General features: G+C 61.6%; 13 protein-coding genes and 1 tRNA gene. 12 read left to right on the plus strand and 2 right to left on the minus strand.

The annotated features are described in order from the left end of the window. Nucleotides 1–1,152 (plus strand): elongation factor Tu (gene tuf / locus AC0KW6_RS04460; RefSeq protein ID WP_474034226.1); only part of this gene is annotated, 1,152 nt, incomplete at its 5' end. Between the two features lie 139 nt (nt 1,153–1,291). Here tuf and AC0KW6_RS04465 read toward each other — a convergent pair. Further along, on the minus strand, nt 1,292–2,002 hold the full coding sequence (locus AC0KW6_RS04465) for a lysophospholipid acyltransferase family protein (RefSeq protein WP_474034227.1): 711 nt from the start codon (nt 2,000–2,002) through the stop codon (nt 1,292–1,294). 178 nt (nt 2,003–2,180) lie between these two features. Here AC0KW6_RS04465 and AC0KW6_RS04470 point away from each other — a divergent pair. Beyond that, nucleotides 2,181–2,256: transfer RNA gene (locus tag AC0KW6_RS04470), tRNA-Trp, on the plus strand. Between the two features lie 73 nt (nt 2,257–2,329). Here the strand turns inward: AC0KW6_RS04470 and AC0KW6_RS04475 are convergent. Then, entirely contained in the window at nt 2,330–4,453 is a 2,124-nt protein-coding gene (locus tag AC0KW6_RS04475) for an O-linked N-acetylglucosamine transferase, SPINDLY family protein (protein ID WP_474034229.1), read from the minus strand. A gap of 203 nt (nt 4,454–4,656) precedes the next feature. Between AC0KW6_RS04475 and secE the strand changes: the two genes are divergently transcribed. The 10 genes from secE (at nt 4,657) to AC0KW6_RS04525 (ending at nt 18,971) form a co-directional block, all read left to right on the plus strand. Further along, nucleotides 4,657–4,854: a preprotein translocase subunit SecE gene (gene secE / locus AC0KW6_RS04480; protein ID WP_323783943.1), complete on the plus strand. Its 198-nt coding sequence runs from the start codon at nt 4,657–4,659 to the stop codon at nt 4,852–4,854. Nucleotides 4,855–5,071: 217 nt separating this feature from the next. Then, complete coding sequence (gene nusG, locus AC0KW6_RS04485) at nt 5,072–5,605, plus strand: transcription termination/antitermination protein NusG (protein ID WP_474034230.1); 534 nt, start codon at nt 5,072–5,074, stop codon at nt 5,603–5,605. A 128-nt stretch (nt 5,606–5,733) separates the two neighbouring features. Then, a complete protein-coding gene (gene rplK / locus AC0KW6_RS04490) occupies nt 5,734–6,159 on the plus strand; it encodes a 50S ribosomal protein L11 (protein ID WP_323783893.1) in 426 nt (141 codons plus the stop codon). A 1-nt stretch (nt 6,160) separates the two neighbouring features. Next, nucleotides 6,161–6,859 carry a 50S ribosomal protein L1 gene (rplA, locus tag AC0KW6_RS04495; RefSeq protein ID WP_323783891.1) on the plus strand — a complete coding sequence of 233 codons (699 nt, stop codon included), beginning with the start codon at nt 6,161–6,163 and terminating at the stop codon, nt 6,857–6,859. Between the two features lie 154 nt (nt 6,860–7,013). Next, complete coding sequence (locus AC0KW6_RS04500) at nt 7,014–8,075, plus strand: Hint domain-containing protein (RefSeq protein WP_474034232.1); 1,062 nt, start codon at nt 7,014–7,016, stop codon at nt 8,073–8,075. A 295-nt stretch (nt 8,076–8,370) separates the two neighbouring features. Then, the gene (rplJ, locus tag AC0KW6_RS04505; RefSeq protein ID WP_024088523.1) at nt 8,371–8,889 is read left to right on the plus strand and encodes a 50S ribosomal protein L10; all 519 of its coding nucleotides are present in this window, start codon (nt 8,371–8,373) and stop codon (nt 8,887–8,889) included. A gap of 80 nt (nt 8,890–8,969) precedes the next feature. Next, the gene (gene rplL / locus AC0KW6_RS04510; RefSeq protein WP_259967561.1) at nt 8,970–9,344 is read left to right on the plus strand and encodes a 50S ribosomal protein L7/L12; all 375 of its coding nucleotides are present in this window, start codon (nt 8,970–8,972) and stop codon (nt 9,342–9,344) included. Nucleotides 9,345–9,592: 248 nt separating this feature from the next. Next, nucleotides 9,593–13,726, plus strand: a complete 4,134-nt coding sequence (gene rpoB / locus AC0KW6_RS04515) for a DNA-directed RNA polymerase subunit beta (protein WP_474034233.1) — start codon at nt 9,593–9,595, stop codon at nt 13,724–13,726. A 51-nt stretch (nt 13,727–13,777) separates the two neighbouring features. Beyond that, nucleotides 13,778–18,022, plus strand: coding sequence for a DNA-directed RNA polymerase subunit beta' (rpoC, locus tag AC0KW6_RS04520; RefSeq protein WP_474034234.1), 4,245 nt, complete (start codon nt 13,778–13,780; stop codon nt 18,020–18,022). 133 nt (nt 18,023–18,155) lie between these two features. Beyond that, nucleotides 18,156–18,971, plus strand: a complete 816-nt coding sequence (locus AC0KW6_RS04525; protein ID WP_474034235.1) for a glycosyltransferase — start codon at nt 18,156–18,158, stop codon at nt 18,969–18,971. Nucleotides 18,972–18,987: the final 16 nt, after the last annotated feature.

Consider the following 18,987-nt stretch of genomic DNA (forward strand, 5'->3'; position numbering starts at 1 on the left):
ACAAAACCGCACGTCAACATCGGCACCATCGGCCACGTTGACCACGGCAAAACCACGCTGACCGCAGCAATCACCAAATACTTCGGTGACTTCAAAGCCTACGACCAGATCGACGGCGCACCGGAAGAAAAAGCCCGCGGCATCACCATCTCGACCGCCCACGTCGAGTATGAGACCGACACCCGCCACTATGCCCACGTCGACTGCCCCGGCCACGCTGACTATGTGAAGAACATGATCACCGGCGCGGCGCAGATGGACGGCGCGATCCTGGTTGTGAACGCTGCTGACGGCCCGATGCCGCAGACCCGCGAGCACATCCTGCTGGGCCGCCAGGTCGGCATCCCGCACATGGTTGTCTTCATGAACAAAGTCGACCAGGTCGACGATGAAGAGCTGCTGGAGCTGGTGGAAATGGAAATCCGCGAGCTGCTGTCGTCCTATGACTACCCGGGCGACGATATCCCGATCATCGCCGGTTCGGCTCTGGCCGCAATGGAAGGCACCAAGCCTGAAATCGGCGAAGAGAAGATCAAGGCGCTGATGGCGGCTGTCGACGAATACATCCCGACCCCGGCGCGTGCTGTTGACCAGCCGTTCCTGATGCCGGTTGAAGACGTGTTCTCGATCTCCGGCCGCGGCACCGTTGTGACCGGCCGTGTCGAGCGCGGCGTGATCAACGTTGGCGATTCGATCGAAATCGTCGGCATCCGCGACACCCAGACCACCACCTGCACCGGTGTGGAAATGTTCCGCAAGCTGCTGGACCGCGGTGAAGCCGGCGACAACATCGGCGCCCTGCTGCGCGGCATCGACCGCGACGGTGTTGAGCGCGGCCAGGTTCTGTGCGCACCGAAGTCGGTGAACCCGCACACCAAGTTCGAAGCCGAAGCCTATATCCTGACCAAGGAAGAAGGCGGCCGTCACACGCCGTTCTTTGCGAACTACCGTCCGCAGTTCTACTTCCGCACCACCGACGTGACCGGCACCGTGACCCTGCCGGAAGGCACCGAGATGGTGATGCCGGGCGACAACCTGAAGTTCGACGTTGAACTGATCGCCCCGATCGCGATGGAAAACGGCCTGCGTTTCGCGATCCGCGAAGGCGGCCGCACCGTCGGCGCCGGCGTCGTGTCGAAAATCACCGAGTAAGACGGCTTTGCCGTCTGGTGGCGGCAGGCGGTTTTCCGCAGGAAAATCGCCGGGAGCCACTCAGGTGAGATAATAGAAAGGGCCGCTCGAAAGAGTGGCCCTTTTTCATTGCTGTGGCGCCCTCGCAGGGAAGCGGTGCTCAGGTGGTCTGGGACTGCGGGTATTCGCTGTCCCGCCCCGCCGCGCTGTCGGCCGCATCGGTGATGGAATCCAGCGCGGCTTCCAGACTCGACCGCAAACTTTCTGCCTCGGCGTCAGACGGTTTTTTCGGAACTTCGTCCATCCACTCCTGGCACATCAGCACGCCGCGGGAAAACGGCAGCGGCAGCATCTGCTGGTCCCAGGTCGGCAGTTTGACCACTTTTTTCTCAGCGAATGCCACCGTGAACACCCGGCAGCCGGTCATCCGGGCCCAGACCACAGGAACGGTCGAGGATATGCGCGCCGGGCCGCGCGGCCCGTCGGCGGCGATACCGATCGAGCAGCCATCCCGGGTGCGGCGCAGCACTTCGCGCGACAACGCCACGTGGCGCTTGTGGCTCGACATCGGAATGGTCTCAAACCCCAGCCGCACCAGGATCTGCCCGGCGAGCCGCCCCGCGCGTGCGGCGGAGGTCAGGGCGCAGATGCGGCCCAGCGAGGTGTCAAACAGGTAGGGGGCCATGATCAGCCGCTGATGCCACAGCACGAAGATCACCGGTTCGCCGCGGCGCACGCAGGCGTCCATTTCCTCAAAGCCGCTGCGGGTCCAGCGCGAGGTGCGGAAGGCGAATCGCACATAGGCGGCAAGCAGCCCCTCAATGGCGCGGTTGACCCGGGGGCTATCAGCGATTTTTTTTCTCAGGCTCACGGTTGGCGGCTCGCATTTTCGGGTGTCCCGGGGCAAAAAGCCCCGGTATCCGCCCTGTCTTACTGCATGGCTGAGCCGCGGCAAAGCCTGCAACCGCCAAACCGCAGCCCGGCACTTGGAAAACCCGTTTTTTCCTCTTGCCAGCGCAGCACGTCTGCCTTAGGAAATGCCGCACCGTAGGGGTATAGCTCAGTTGGTAGAGCGACGGTCTCCAAAACCGTAGGTCGCGGGTTCGAACCCTGCTGCCCCTGCCACTTCACCGGATCATCAGCCCCTCTGTGAAACGCCTTCGGGAAAGCCTGCCCGCATGCGCTGCGGGCGTTTTTGCTATGGTTGGCTCAGCGTCAGGTGGTCCGGCGCCGAACCTTGCAAATAGCGGCCGTAGGCGGCGTCATAGGCCTGTTCGATTTGCCGTGCCAGGCCTGCCGGCTCCGGCAGGGCTGCGTCCTGGAGCCGGCTTTTCAATGTTCTGGCGGCCTCCGGATCCTGCGCCAGTTCCGCAGCCTTCGCCTCGTAATCTTCCGCACTGGCGGCGACCAGCTCCGGCAGCCCGGCGGCCTGCAGAAGGCTTGCGACTGTGCGGGCGGCGAATTGCTGCCCCGGCAAGGTGAGAACCGGCAGCCTGGCAGTCAAAGCTGACTGGGCAGCGCTGCGGGCATTCACAGTGAACGTGTCGAGGAACAAATCTGCCAGCGGCAGGCGGGCCAGGTGTTCCGCGGCAGGGGCGGGCGGGGCAAAGATGAGCCGGTCCGGATCAACACCGCGGGCGGCCGCCGCCCGGCGCAGGTTGGAGACAGCATGCGCGCCGTTGTCCTGCAGCCACAGAACGCTGTCCTTGGCCCCGGTCAGCAGCCGCATCCAGATGCCGAACTCAAACGGCGTGATCCGGCTGCCTGCGGCGAAGCTGCAAAAGACAAATCCGGTCTCCGGCAGGCCGCAACCGGCACGCTCCGGTGTTCCCGCTGCTGGGGCCGGCGTCACAGCCAGATGGCTTTCCGGCAGGCGCAGCAGGTGCTCGTTGTGATACCGTTCACTGCCGGCCGGGCAAACGGTGTGATCGCTGATCAGATAATCGAAGGCGGCAGTGCCCATGGTGCCGGGATAGCCCGGCCATGCGATATGCAGCGGTGCCAGACGGGCGGCAAGCAGCGGGCTCAGGCTGCCGTTTTTATAGCCCGAGACATCGACGGCGATATCCAGCCGGTCTGCTTTGATTGCGGCGGCCGCGTGTTGTCCGGCCAGCCCCTCCAGCTGCCTGAAGCAGGAGGCGGATTGGCTCAGTTTGGCTGCGGCTTCGGACGCAAGACCTGAGCCGGTGGCATAGGCATAAATTTCAAACCGGCTGCTGTCGTGGGCTGCCAGCATTGCCGCGTGCTGGCTTGCAATTGCATCTCCATCCTGGCCGGCAAAGACGTATCCGATCCGCAGCCGGGCGGGCCGCTGCCGGACGGGTGGTGCCGGTTGCAGCTCAAATACCGAAAACGCGTCGCTGGCATATGCCTGCGCCCGTGCCCGCAGGAGATCCGGATTGTCTTCCATCAGCATCAGTGCGCTTGGGTCGCAGCCGCTGCAGCGCAATCCCAGCAGGCGCCGGAAGTCCGCGTATTCCTGCAGCCACCGCCAGTCATTGAGCTCGGCCAGAACATGCAGACGCTGGGTGCGGCTGCGGTCATCGGATGGCGATATCTGCAGGATCTTGTCAAAGCAGGGCAGAGCCTCTGCAAACCTGCCCTCGGCCTTCAGCAGGAGGCCAAGCTGGAAATGCGCTTCGGTCAGTTGCGGATCCAGACCGGCGGCACGGGTGTAGTGCTCCTTGGCCTCAGCGGCCGCGCCCAGTTTCTGGAGCAGTCCGGCCAACGTGAAGTGCAGCGAGGCATCTCCCGGCGCCAGCGAAACCGCTTTGCGCAAAAGGCCGGCGGCCTCAAGGCTGCGGCCCTCGCGCGGCAGGGCTTCGGCCATGCTGCGCAGGGCGGGCAGGCATTCGGCATCCAGCTTCAAGGCTTTCTGGTACAGGGCCATGGCGTTGTCCTGCTGCCCGCGCGCCATATAAACGCGCCCCATCGCGGCATAGGTGCCCGCTTCCTGGGGGTTCAGCCCGCAGGCTTTGTTCAGGCAGGTTGCGGCGTTGTCCAGATGGCCTGCCGACAGGTGGCAGCGGCCCAGGAAATCCCACAGGAAATGCGAGTCGCGGAACGTCTTGAGCAAGGCGCCGCAGCTGTCAGCCGCATCAAAGTGGCGGCCGGCGGCAAGCGCCGCCTCAAGTTCTTCTTTGGTGTCCTGCGATGGCTCCCGTTGTTCGCGCAAGCGGCCGCGCAGGGAAGCCAGCGCCTGCAGAGCGCGGGTGTTCTTCGGATTGCGTGCCAGGATGCCGGAATAGGCAAGCACAGCATCCTCAAGTTTGGAATCACGTTCAAGCTGCTCGGCCTGCGATAGGGAATAGGCGGGGGTCATGGCATCCAATCTTATCAGTAAACGCGGGATATGCCTGCGCGGCGCATGTATGCCGCCGGGGCTGTCGGGGACAGTTTTGCAGGAAGTGGATTAAAATTGGATTGACCGGGGAGCCCAAGCTGCCCGGCCGCTGGAGCAGGGCTTGAATTTACCCGCAGCAGGCGTTAAATCGCCACCACTGCTAGCAGAGAGACACCCCCAGTATGGCGACTATCAATCCAGTTCAGTTTCTTCAGCAAGTCCGTGCCGAAGTGTCCAAGGTCGTATGGCCGACCCGGCGCGAGGTGCTGCTGACCACGGTCATGGTGTTTATCATGGCAGCGCTTACGGCGGTGTTCTTTGCGCTGGTCGACCTGCTGATCCGCTACGGCCTGCAGGGGCTTCTGGGGATGTTCGGCTAAGCCTGCGGCAGTTTGATGGCTTCAGGGTTCATGTTGCTGCGCCGCCCTTGATCTTGGCGGCAATGGGCGGTAGGTGAGCCGTAACTATTGAGGCGGGCGTGCGGCGATTCGGTTTGCACGCCGCTTTTTGTTGGAGAGCGCAGCTTTAACGGCTGCATCGGGATGATAAAGCGGCGGCGCGGCAATGGCCCGCCTGGCAAAACAAGGACGACGGTTCATGGCGAAACGGTGGTATTCGGTCAGCGTTCTTTCGAATTTCGAAAAGAAAATCGCAGAGCAAATCCGCACCTCGGTCGCTGAACAGGGCCTTGAGGACGAGATAGACGAAGTGCTGGTCCCCACCGAAGAGGTGATCGAGGTCCGCCGCGGCAAGAAAGTCTCGACCGAGCGCCGCTTCATGCCGGGCTACGTGCTGGTCCATATGGAAATGTCCGACCGCGGATATCACCTGATCTCCTCGATCAACCGCGTCACCGGCTTCCTGGGTCCGCAGGGCCGCCCGATGCCGATGCGCGACGCCGAGGTGCAGGGCATCCTGGGCCGCGTCGAGGAAGGCGTCGAGGCGCCGCGCACCCTGATCCACTTCGAGGTGGGCGAGAAGGTCAAGGTCAACGACGGCCCGTTCGAGGATTTCGACGGCATGGTCGAAGAGGTCGACGAGGACAGCCAGAAGCTCAAGGTCACCGTTTCGATCTTTGGCCGGGAAACCCCGGTCGAACTGGATTTCACTCAGGTCACCAAACAGATCTGATGTGACGCCGGCCGGTAAGGCCGGCACACCGAGCGTGGGAGGCAGCGGCACCGCGGTGCCAAAACCGGACCACACAGCAAAGCAGCCCGAAGGACGCGTCCTGAGGGTGTTGGAAAAGGAGAAGGCCAATGGCCAAGAAGCTCGTCGGCACGATGAAGCTGCAAGTTAAAGCCGGTCAGGCAAACCCAAGCCCGCCGGTTGGTCCGGCGCTGGGTCAGCGCGGCATCAATATCATGGAATTCTGCAAGGCGTTCAACGCCAAGACCGCAGACATGGAGCCCGGCGCGCCGTGCCCGACCGTGATCACCTACTATCAGGACAAGTCCTTCACCATGGACATCAAGACGCCGCCCGCGTCTTACTACCTGAAGAAGGCTGCCAAGGTGAAGTCGGGTGCAAAAACCCCGTCGCGTGAAACCGTCGGCACCGTGACCGCGGCCCAGTTGCGGGAAATCGCCGAGGCCAAGATGAAAGATCTGAACGCCAACGACATCGAGTCGGCAATGCAGATCATCCTGGGCTCTGCCCGCTCCATGGGCATCGAGGTGAAGTAAGATGGCAAAGCTCGGTAAACGTACCCGCGCCGCGCGCGAAGCTCTCGCTGGCAAAGATAACCTGTCGGTCGAAGAGGCTGTTTCCCTGATCAAGGCGAACGCCACCGCGAAATTCGACGAAACCGTCGAAATCGCCATGAGCCTGGGTGTTGACACCCGCCACGCAGACCAGATGGTCCGCGGTGTTGTCGGCCTGCCGAACGGCACCGGCAAAGCCATGCGCGTTGCGGTTTTCGCCCGCGGCCCCAAGGCAGAAGAAGCTCAGGCGGCCGGTGCGGACATCGTCGGCGCCGAAGACCTGATGGAAGCCATCCAGGGCGGCAACATCGATTTCGACCGTTGCATCGCCACCCCGGACATGATGCCGGTTGTCGGCCGTCTGGGTAAGATCCTCGGCCCGCGCAACCTGATGCCGAACCCCAAGGTCGGCACCGTGACCATGGACGTCAAGGCAGCTGTTGAAGCGGCCAAGGGCGGCGAAGTCCAGTTCAAGGCGGAAAAAGGCGGCGTTGTGCACGCAGGCGTCGGCAAAGCCTCCTTTGACGAAGCCAAGCTGGTCGAAAACGTCCGTGCCTTTGTTTCGGCTGTGGCCAAGGCCAAGCCGGCGGGCGCAAAGGGCGCGTACATGAAGAAAATCAACCTGACCTCGACCATGGGTCCGGGCGTTACGGTTGACGTGGACAACGCTGTCACCGAGTAATCGGGACGGAATTGCCAGAACAGGGGCCCTGGGTGACGCACCCGGGGCCTTTTCTTTTGCCGGTCGGCGGTGTCATTCGCAAATGGCCGCTACGGTTTGATTTTGTTAACTATTTACCCTTGCGCTTGCCTGGCTGCATCCGTAATTGCAACCTATGGCACACCGCAGTTTCTTCGCTCAGGACAGTTCGAGTCTGATCGCCACGTCGAGTTCTAACGGCTCGATTGTGGGTGGTGCGGTCATCAACAATTCCGACACGCCCAACGGGACAGTTTTCGCCTATTCCGGCGGTACCGGGACCCAGGTCACGCTGAATGATACCGGCGGCGGACGGAGCAAATTCAATGACGACCAGAAATCGGATCACATCATAACCGATGGCGGCGGCATCGTTGCGGATGGCGCGCGGGTGGAATCCGAATCGCATATTCTGCTGCGCCAGCTTGACGAAAACGGAAACCCTTCCGGCCCGGAGATCACGGTCTATGTCTTTTCGCAGGGCGGTCAGACATCCAATGTCTGGGGCTATGCGACGGACCTGCCGCTTGAGGCCGGAAAATCCTATGTAAAGACCGGTGGGCAGAACACCGGAACGTCGCGCTACAAAGATTATGTCACCTGCTTTGGGGCCGGGACACTGATTGATACCGCCGATGGCCAGGTGGCCGTCGAGGACATCACCAGGGGGCAGCGCGTCTGGACCAAAGAGGCCGGTCTGCAGCCGGTGCGCTGGGTGGCGGCTGCATCGGTCCGCGGCAGCGGGAGTTTCGCACCTGTCGTCTTTGCGCCCGGGGCGATTGGCAATGCCGGAGAGCTGGTCCTTTCGCAGCAGCACCGGGTTCATGTGAGTCTGCCGGTTGCAGAGATGCTGTTCGGTCAGGCGGATGTTCTGGTGGCGGCAAAACATCTTTGCGGGCTTCCGGGAGTCAGGATCCGGGAGCAGGCGGTGATCCGCTATTTCCATGTCATGTTCGACCGGCACTGCATCGTCAGATCCAACGGCGTCCTGACAGAAAGCTTCTTTCTGGCGCCGGGATCGGTGGCCGCGTTGGATTGGGCGCAGCGCCGTGAGCTGATGTCCCTGTTTCCATCCCTTGCCCGGGAGGGTGCCCGGTTCGGCCAGACCGCGGCGATGACGCTGACCTCAGGGGAGGCGCGTGTCCTTAGGGGCTGTTTGGAATCCCGTGGCGGGCGCGCCGGTTTTGACGCGCGCTGAATTTTCTTGCGGCCGCCAGTTTCCCCTTGGAAACCCCTTCAAATGCGACTAACTACGGCTACGAGATAAAGCGTGCGATTCGTCGTGCGCTTTATTTCATTTCGTCCAAGATGGTGGGTGGCCTTTCGATCGGGCCTTAATCTCCCTCCTGAGACGGGTACAGACCAAGAAGATCGAGGGTTTTCAATCCCTCGGGCGGATTTGGCTCATCCCGTAAAACGGACCTGAACGCCGGACCCTCGGGACCGGCAAATATGAGCCGGGGTGCACAAGCATCCCTAACTTGGAGAGAACTGTGGATAGAGCCCAGAAAGAGAAAGTGGTCGAGGAACTCGGCCAGATCTTCGAAAGCTCTGGCGTCGTGGTGGTAGCTCACTACGCCGGTCTGACAGTTGCCGAGATGCAGGATCTGCGCGCGCGTGCAAGCGACGCGAACAGCTCCGTGCGTGTTGCCAAAAACAGGCTCGCCAAAATCGCCCTTGAGGGAAAGCCGTGTGAAAACATGTCTGACCTGCTGACAGGGATGACTGTTCTGACCTATTCCGAAGACCCCGTGTCCGCTGCGAAAGTGGCCGAGGGTTTCGCCAAGGAAAACAAAAAGTTTGAGATCCTTGGCGGCGCAATGGGTGAGAATGCTCTGGACCGCGCAGGCGTCGAAGCCGTGTCGAAAATGCCGTCCCGCGACGAGCTTATTGCTCAGATCGCAAGCTGCATTGGCGCACCCGCTTCCAACATCGCCGGCGCAATTGGCGCACCTGCAAGCAACATCGCAAGCATTCTTTCGACCATCGAAGAGAAGGCGGAAGCTGCGTAAGCGGTTGGCACTGAATGACTGGCGTGGGGCAAGGCCCGCACGTTGGAACACACATACTGTAAACGGAAAGAGCTGATACAATGGCTGATCTGAAAGCACTCGCAGAAAGCATCGTGGGTCTGACCCTGCTGGAAGCACAAGAACTGAAAACCATCCTGAAGGATGAGTATGGCATCGAGCCCGCAGCTGGCGGCGCGGTTGTCATGGCAGCTGGCGGCGACGCCGGCGGTGCAGCCGAAGAAGAAAAGACCGAATTCGACGTCGTTCTGAAGAACGCCGGCGCGTCCAAGATCAACGTGATCAAGGAAGTTCGCGGCATCACCGGTCTGGGCCTGAAAGAAGCCAAAGAACTGGTCGAAGCCGGCGGCAAGATCAAAGAAGGCGTGTCCAAGGACGAAGCCGAAGACGTCAAAGCCAAGCTGGAAGCAGCTGGCGCCGAAGTCGAGCTGGCCTAAGCCCTGCGCCTGGTGCATTTCGATGCATCGGAAATTTGGCTGGGTCCGGAGTTTTTCCGGGCCCAGCCGAACCTGTCTTAGAAAGGGCCTCCGGCAAGAGGCGTTTTTTCAGGCGAGGTTCAAGGGATCGGGAGGCTGCCTTCGGGACGGTGGCCATGAATTGATCCGAACACGCTGTCTCGTATGGGCAAGGTGCCGGGGCCCGGCGGCATCCTTGACCGGTGAGAACTCGAAAGGTGACATCTGACATGGCTCAATCGTTCCTTGGCCAGAAACGTCTACGCAAATATTACGGCAAAATCCGCGAAGTGCTGGAAATGCCGAACCTCATTGAGGTGCAGAAATCTTCCTACGACCTTTTCCTGCGCTCTGGCGATGAAGCCGAGCCGCTGGACGGCGAAGGAATCAAAGGTGTTTTCCAGTCGGTTTTCCCGATCAAGGATTTCAACGAAACCTCCGTTCTGGAGTTCGTGAAGTACGCGTTTGAAAAGCCGAAGTACGACGTCGAAGAGTGCATGCAGCGCGACATGACCTACAGCGCGCCGCTGAAGGTCACCCTGCGCCTGATCGTCTTTGATGTCGACGAAGACACCGGCGCCAAGTCGGTCAAGGATATCAAGGAACAGGATGTCTTCATGGGCGACATGCCCCTGATGACCCCGAACGGCACCTTTGTCGTCAACGGCACCGAGCGCGTGATCGTGTCCCAGATGCACCGCTCGCCGGGCGTCTTCTTCGACCACGACAAAGGCAAGACCCACTCCTCGGGCAAGCTGCTGTTTGCCTGCCGCATCATCCCGTACCGCGGCTCCTGGCTCGACTTCGAATTCGACGCCAAGGACATCGTCTTTGCCCGCATCGACCGCCGCCGCAAACTGCCGGTGACCACCTTGCTGTACGCCCTGGGCTTGGACCAGGACGCCATCATGGGCGCCTATTACAACACCGTTCAGTTCAAGCTTGAAAAGTCCCGCGGCTGGGTCACCCCGTTCTTCCCGGAACGTGTGCGCGGCACCCGCCCCACCTATGACCTGGTTGACGCGGCCACCGGCGAGATCATCTGCGAGGCCGGCAAGAAAGTCACCCCGCGCGCCGTCAAGAAGATGATCGAAGAAGGCACCATCACCGAGCTTCTGGTGCCCTTCGAGCATATCGTCGGCAAATATGTCTCCCAGGACATCATCAACGAAGAAAACGGCGCAATCTACGTCGAAGCCGGTGATGAGCTGACCCTGGAATACGACAAGGACGGCGAATTGATCGGCGGCTCCCTGAAAGAGCTGATGGATGCCGGCATCACCGATATTCCGGTGCTGGACATCGACAACGTCAACGTCGGCCCCTACATGCGCAACACCATGGCGCAGGATAAGAACCGGACCCGCGAAAGCGCGCTCATGGATATCTACCGTGTGATGCGCCCGGGCGAGCCGCCCACCGTCGAGGCCGCGTCGGCCCTGTTCGACACCCTGTTCTTCGATGGCGAGCGTTACGACCTGTCCGCGGTTGGCCGTGTGAAGATGAACATGCGCCTGGCGCTGGACGCCGAGGACACCCAGCGGACCCTGCGCAAGGAAGACATCGTCGCCTGTATCAAGGCGCTGGTCGACCTGCGGGACGGCCGCGGCGACATCGACGACATCGACCACCTCGGCAACCGCCGGGTGCGCTCGGTCGGCGAGCTGATGGAAAACCAGTACCGTGTCGGCCTGTTGCGCATGGAGCGCGCGATCAAGGAACGTATGTCCTCGGTCGAGATCGACACCGTGATGCCGCAGGATCTGATCAACGCGAAACCGGCGGCCGCTGCAGTGCGTGAATTCTTCGGCTCCTCGCAGCTGTCGCAGTTCATGGACCAGACCAACCCGCTGTCGGAAGTCACCCACAAACGCCGCCTCTCGGCGCTTGGCCCCGGCGGTCTGACCCGCGAGCGCGCAGGCTTTGAAGTCCGTGACGTTCACCCGACCCACTATGGCCGGATGTGCCCGATTGAAACGCCCGAAGGCCCGAACATCGGTCTGATCAACTCGCTGGCCACTTTTGCGCGCGTCAACAAATACGGCTTCATCGAAACGCCTTACCGCGTTGTCAACGAAGGTCAGGTGACCGACGAAGTGCACTACATGTCGGCGACCGAAGAAATGCGCCACACCGTGGCGCAGGCCAACGCGACCCTGGACGAAGGCGGCAAGTTCATCAACGACCTGGTGTCGACCCGTCAGTCCGGCGACTACACCCTGGCGCCGCGTGAAAGCGTGGACCTGATCGACGTCAGCCCGAAACAGCTGGTCTCGGTTGCGGCCTCGCTGATCCCGTTCCTGGAAAACGACGACGCCAACCGCGCTCTGATGGGCTCGAACATGCAGCGTCAGGCGGTTCCGCTGCTGCGGGCCGAGGCGCCGCTGGTCGGCACCGGCATCGAGGAGAAGGTTGCGATCGACTCCGGCGCCGCGATCCAGGCCAAACGGGCCGGCATCATCGACCAGGTCGATGCGCAGCGTATCGTGATCCGGGCCACCTCCGATCTGGAGCTGGGCGACGCCGGCGTTGACATCTACCGGATGCGCAAGTTCCAGCGTTCCAACCAGAACACCTGCATCAACCAGCGTCCGCTGGTCAAGGTGGGCGACACCGTGACCAAGGGCGAGGTCATCGCCGACGGTCCGTCGACCGATATGGGCGAATTGGCTCTGGGTAAAAACGTGGTTGTCGCGTTTATGCCGTGGAACGGCTACAACTACGAAGACTCGATCCTGATCTCCGAGCGCATTGCGCGTGACGACGTCTTCACCTCGGTCCACATCGAGGAATTCGAAGTCGCCGCCCGCGACACCAAGCTTGGTCCGGAAGAAATCACCCGCGACATCCCCAACGTCGGCGAGGAAGCCCTGCGCAACCTCGATGAAGCGGGCATCGTCTACATCGGTGCCGATGTGGAGCCGGGCGACATTCTGGTCGGTAAGATCACCCCCAAGGGCGAAAGCCCGATGACCCCGGAAGAGAAGCTCTTGCGCGCCATCTTCGGCGAGAAGGCTTCGGACGTGCGCGACACCTCGCTGCGCGTGAAGCCGGGCGATTACGGTACTGTCGTCGAGGTGCGCGTCTTTAACCGCCACGGTGTGGAAAAAGACGAGCGTGCGCTGCAGATCGAGCGTGAGGAAGTCGAACGTCTGGCCCGTGACCGGGACGACGAGCTGGCGATCCTGGACCGCAACATCTATGCGCGTCTGCGCGGCATGATCCTCGGCAAAGTGGCTGTCAAAGGCCCGAAAGGCGTCCGCGCCGGCACCGAGATCACCGAGGAACTGCTGGACACCCTGTCCCGCGGCCAGTGGTGGATGCTGGCGCTGGAAGACGAGCAGGACGCCCAGGTGGTCGAGGCCCTGAACGAGCAGTACGAGGCGCAGAAGCGCGCCCTGGACGCCCGTTTCGAGGACAAGGTCGAAAAAGTCCGCCGCGGCGACGACCTGCCGCCGGGTGTGATGAAGATGGTCAAAGTCTTCATCGCCGTGAAGCGCAAGCTGCAGCCGGGCGACAAGATGGCCGGCCGTCACGGCAACAAAGGTGTGATCTCGAAAGTGGTGCCGATGGAGGACATGCCGTTCCTCGCCGATGGCACCCCGGTCGACTTCTGCCTTAACCCGCTGGGTGTTCCGTCGCGGATGAACGTTGGTCAGATCCTGGAGACCCACATGGGCTGGGCCGCGCGCGGTCTTGGCATCAAGGTGGACGAGGCGCTGCAGGAATACCGCCGCTCGGGCGATCTGACCCCGGTGCGTGAAGCGATGCACGGTGCCTATGGCGATGATGTCTACGACGAAGGCATCGCCGGCATGACCGAAGAGCAGCTGGTAGAGGCCGCAGGCAACGTGTCCCGCGGTGTGCCGATTGCGACCCCGGTCTTTGACGGCGCCAAGGAAGACGACGTGAACGACGCGCTGGTGCGTGCGGGCTTTGACAAGTCCGGCCAGTCTATCCTGTTCGACGGCCGCACCGGCGAGCAGTTCGCGCGCCCGGTGACCGTCGGCATCAAGTACCTGCTGAAACTGCACCACCTGGTCGACGACAAGATCCACGCGCGTTCGACCGGCCCGTACTCGCTTGTTACTCAGCAGCCGCTGGGTGGTAAGGCGCAGTTCGGTGGTCAGCGCTTTGGTGAGATGGAGGTCTGGGCTCTGGAAGCTTACGGCGCCGCTTACACCCTGCAGGAGATGCTCACCGTCAAATCGGATGACGTCGCCGGCCGGACTAAGGTCTATGAGTCGATCGTCAAGGGCGAGGACAACTTTGAAGCGGGCGTTCCGGAATCGTTCAACGTTCTGGTTAAAGAAGTCCGCGGCCTCGGCCTGAACATGGAACTCCTGGATGCGGAAGAAGAGTAAGGGCTGCGGCCCTTACCATCTCTCCCTTCCGCACGAATTTGAGGTATCAAAATGAACCAGGAAATCACCAACAACCCGTTCAACCCGCTGACGCCGCCCAAGGTCTTTGATGAAATCAAAGTCTCGCTGGCGTCGCCGGAACGGATCCTGTCGTGGTCCTATGGCGAAATCAAAAAGCCTGAGACCATCAACTACCGGACCTTCAAGCCCGAGCGCGACGGCTTGTTCTGCGCCCGGATCTTCGGCCCGATCAAAGACTACGAATGCCTCTGCGGCAAATACAAGCGGATGAAGTACCGCGGCGTCGTCTGTGAAAAATGCGGCGTCGAGGTCACCCTGCAGAAAGTCCGCCGCGAGCGGATGGGCCACATCGAACTGGCAGCGCCGGTTGCGCATATCTGGTTCCTGAAGTCGCTGCCGTCCCGCATCGGCCTGATGCTGGACATGACCCTGCGCGATCTGGAACGGGTTCTGTACTTCGAAAACTATGTTGTGATCGAGCCGGGCCTGACCGACCTCTCCTATGGTCAGATGATGACCGAAGAAGAGTATATGGACGCCCAGGATGCCTATGGCATGGACGCCTTCACCGCCAACATCGGCGCCGAAGCAATCCGTGATATGCTGGCCCAGATCGACCTGGAATCAGAAGCCGAAACGCTGCGCGCCGAACTGGCCGAAGCGACCGGCGAACTGAAGCCCAAGAAGATCATCAAGCGTCTGAAGGTCGTGGAATCCTTCCTGGAATCGGGCAACCGCCCGGAATGGATGATCATGACCGTGATCCCGGTCATCCCGCCGGAACTGCGTCCGCTGGTGCCGCTGGACGGCGGCCGCTTTGCGACCTCCGACCTCAACGACCTGTACCGCCGCGTGATCAACCGGAACAACCGTCTGAAGCGTCTGATCGAACTGCGCGCGCCCGACATCATCGTCCGCAACGAAAAGCGGATGCTGCAGGAGTCCGTTGACGCTCTGTTCGACAACGGCCGCCGCGGCCGCGTCATCACCGGCGCCAACAAGCGCCCGCTGAAGTCGCTGTCCGACATGCTGAAAGGCAAGCAGGGCCGCTTCCGTCAGAACCTTCTGGGCAAGCGCGTCGACTTCTCCGGCCGTTCGGTGATTGTGACCGGGCCTGAGCTCAAGCTGCATCAGTGCGGTCTGCCCAAGAAGATGGCGCTCGAACTGTTCAAGCCCTTCATCTATTCGCGCCTGGAGGCCAAGGGCCTGTCCAGCACCGTGAAGCAGGCAAAGAAGCTGGTCGAGAAAGAACGTCCCGAAGTCTGGGACATCCTTGACGAGGTGATCCGCGAACACCCGGTGATGCTGAACCGCGCACCGACGCTGCACCGTCTTGGCATCCAGGCGTTCGAACCCACGCTGATCGAAGGCAAGGCGATCCAGCTGCACCCGCTGGTCTGCTCGGCGTTCAACGCGGACTTTGACGGCGACCAGATGGCTGTGCACGTGCCGCTGAGCCTTGAGGCCCAGCTGGAAGCGCGCGTCCTGATGATGTCGACCAACAACGTTCTGTCGCCGGCCAACGGCGCACCGATCATTGTTCCTTCGCAGGATATGATTCTGGGTCTCTACTATGTGACCCTGGAACGCGAAGGCATGCCGGGCGAAGGCATGGTGTTCGGTTCGATCGAGGAAGTTCAGCACGCGCTGGACGCAGGTGTTGTGCACCTGCATACCAAGATCACTGCCCGGATCACCCAGTTCGATGATGAAGGCAACGAGATACAGTCGCGGTTTGAAACCACGCCTGGCCGCGTCCGTCTGGGTGCGCTGCTGCCGAAAAACGTCAAAGCACCGTTTGAGCTGGTCAACCGCCTGCTGCGGAAGAAAGAAGTGCAGCAGGTCATCGACACCGTCTACCGCTACTGCGGTCAGAAAGAGTCGGTTATCTTCTGTGATCAGATCATGACCATGGGCTTCCGCGAAGCGTTCAAGGCGGGCATTTCGTTCGGCAAGGACGACATGGTGATCCCCGACACCAAATGGACGCTGGTCGACGAGACCCGCGATCAGGTGAAAGACTTTGAACAGCAGTACATGGACGGCCTGATCACTCAGGGCGAAAAGTACAACAAAGTTGTCGATGCCTGGTCCAAGTGTAACGACAAGGTCACCGACGCGATGATGGGAACCATCTCCGCAGACAAGCGCGACGCGAATGGCGCCGTGATGGAACCGAACTCGGTTTACATGATGGCCCACTCCGGTGCGCGTGGCTCGGTTACTCAGATGAAACAGCTGGGCGGCATGCGCGGCCTGATGGCCAAGCCGAACGGCGACATCATCGAAACCCCGATCATCTCGAACTTTAAAGAAGGCCTGACCGTTCTCGAGTACTTCAACTCGACCCACGGCGCCCGTAAGGGTCTGTCCGATACCGCGCTTAAGACGGCGAACTCGGGTTACCTGACCCGCCGTCTGGTGGACGTGGCGCAGGACTGCATCGTGCGCGAAAACGATTGCGGCACCGAACGTGCGATCACCGCCGAAGCAGCAGTCAACGACGGTGAAGTTGTCGCCACCCTGGGCGAACGTCTTCTGGGCCGTGTGGCCGCAGACGACATCCTGCGTCCGGGCACCGAGGAAGTCATCATTGCAGCAGGCCAGCTGATCGACGAACGTATGGCGGATGCCGTGGAAGAGGCCGGCGTTCAGTCGACCCGTATCCGCTCGCCGCTGACCTGTGAGTCGGAAGAGGGCGTCTGCGCCATGTGCTACGGCCGTGACCTGGCGCGCGGCACCAAGGTGAACGAAGGCGAAGCGGTGGGTATCATCGCGGCGCAGTCGATCGGTGAACCGGGCACCCAGCTGACCATGCGGACCTTCCACATCGGCGGCGTTGCACAGGGCGGCCAGCAGTCGTTCCTGGAAGCGTCCCAGGAAGGCAAGATCGTCTTCGAAATGCCGCAGACCCTGGAGAACGCCAACGGCGAAACCCTGGTTGTGGGCCGTAACATGAAGCTGATCATCCAGGACGAGCACGGTGAAGAGCGGGCCAGCCACAAGCTGGGCTACGGCTCCAAGCTGTTCGTCAAGGAAGGCCAGAATGTTGCCCGCGGCGACAAGCTGTTCGAATGGGACCCCTATACCCTGCCGATTATCGCCGAGAAGCCGGGTACCGCCAAATACGTTGACCTGGTCTCGGGCCTGGCGGTCCGTGACGAGACCGACGAAGCCACCGGCATGACCCAGAAGATCGTGATCGACTGGCGCACGGCTCCGAAAGGCTCGGATCTGAAACCGGAGATCATCCTGGTCGACAGCAACGGCGAGCCGATGCGCAACGACCTGGGCAACCCGCTGACCTACCCGATGTCGGTGGATGCGATCCTCTCGGTCGAAGACGGCCAGCAGGTTGTGGCCGGCGACGTTGTCGCGCGGATCCCGCGGGAAGGCGCCAAGACCAAGGACATCACCGGTGGTCTGCCTCGGGTTGCGGAACTGTTCGAAGCCCGCCGTCCGAAAGATCACGCGATCATCGCCGAAATCGATGGTTACGTGCGCTTCGGCCGCGACTACAAGAACAAGCGCCGCATCGCGATCGAACCGTCGGACGAGACACGGGAGGCCGTCGAATACATGGTGCCCAAGGGCAAGCACATTCCGGTTCAGGAAGGTGATTTTGTCCAGAAGGGCGACTATATCATGGACGGCAACCCGGCGCCGCATGACATCCTCTCCATCATGGGTGTCGAGGCTCTGGCCAACTACATGATCGACGAGGTTCAGGACGTCTACCGCCTGCAGGGTGTGAAGATCAACGACAAGCACATCGAGGTGATCGTCCGCCAGATGCTGCAGAAGTGGGAGATCTCGGACTCCGGCGACACCACGCTGCTCAAAGGCGAACACGTGGACAAGCAGGAGTTTGACGCCGCCAACGAGAAATCGCTGGCCCGCGGCAAGCGTCCGGCACAGGGCGAACCAATCCTGCTCGGCATCACCAAGGCGTCGCTGCAGACCCGCTCGTTCATCTCGGCGGCCTCCTTCCAGGAGACCACCCGCGTCCTCACCGAGGCTTCGGTGCAGGGCAAGAAGGACAAGCTGGTCGGTCTCAAGGAGAACGTCATCGTGGGCCGCCTGATCCCGGCCGGCACCGGCGGCGCGACCCAGGCGGTGCGCGCCATTGCCCAGGGCCGCGACAACGTGGTTCTGGAAGCCCGCCGCGAAGAAGCCGAAGCCGCTGCAGCCCTGGCCGCACCGGTGATGGACGACGACGCGATGGGCGGCGACGATCTGGATATCCTGGTCGAAACCCCGGAAAGCCGCGACTAAGCCACGGCATATACCTTTGGGAAAAGCCCCCGCATGATTTCATGCGGGGGCTTTTTCATATCCGCAACCGCGGGTATCGTTTGCCGGGTGAGGGATCAGGCCGGATCACACGGCCTGCAGGCAGGGGACGGGGATGGATATCAGGCTGCGGATGATCGGATTGGTGCGGTTTTCCGTGCTCAGCACCAATTACTACTCGGACCGGTTCAACAGCCTGGAGGAAAAGGCAGAGCATCTGTTCTCGCCGGCGCGGATGGAACTGCGCTTCCGGCTGTTTGAGCATTTGTGCCTGCGCTCGCTGACCCAGCAAAGCGACCCGAGTTTCCGGCTGATCGTGCTGACCTCCGAAGACCTGCCGGATCCCTATCTGGCGCGGCTCTTGGAACTGACGGAACCCTGCAGCAACATCTTCTGCCACGGCGCGGCCCCGGACGTGCACTATCAGCAGCTGAAGGACGCCTTCGGCCTGGTGAATCTACGGCGCGCCACCCATCATGTGCTGTTCCGGCTCGACGATGATGATGCATTGGACCGGAATTTCGTCAAACGCACCAAGGCTTTTGCCCGCGGCATGATTCCGTTGCAGGGGGACGGGCAGACCCCGTTTATCATCGCCCACAACCGCGGCCTGTATCTGGAAAAGACCGCCAATGGCGCTGAGCTCTATGATACCTGCGAGCGCGCGCCGCTCTCCACCGGCCTGTCGCTGGTTGCCCCGGCGGGTCACACTTCCAACCCCTATGCGTTCAACCACCGTAAAATCGCGCAGCACTATAATACGTTTTCCGACATTTCGGTGCCCGCGTTCCTGCGGACCATTCACGGCGACAATAAATCGGATCCGGCACAGATCGGGCTGACCCGGAAATGGCGCGAAGATCAGATCGAAAACGCGCTGAGGGAGCACTTCGGCGATACTGCCGCGCGGCTCAAGGCATTGCTGCCGTAACTTCCGGCCGGGCCGC

The sequence above is a fragment of the Leisingera sp. SA215 genome, assembly GCF_055902035.1.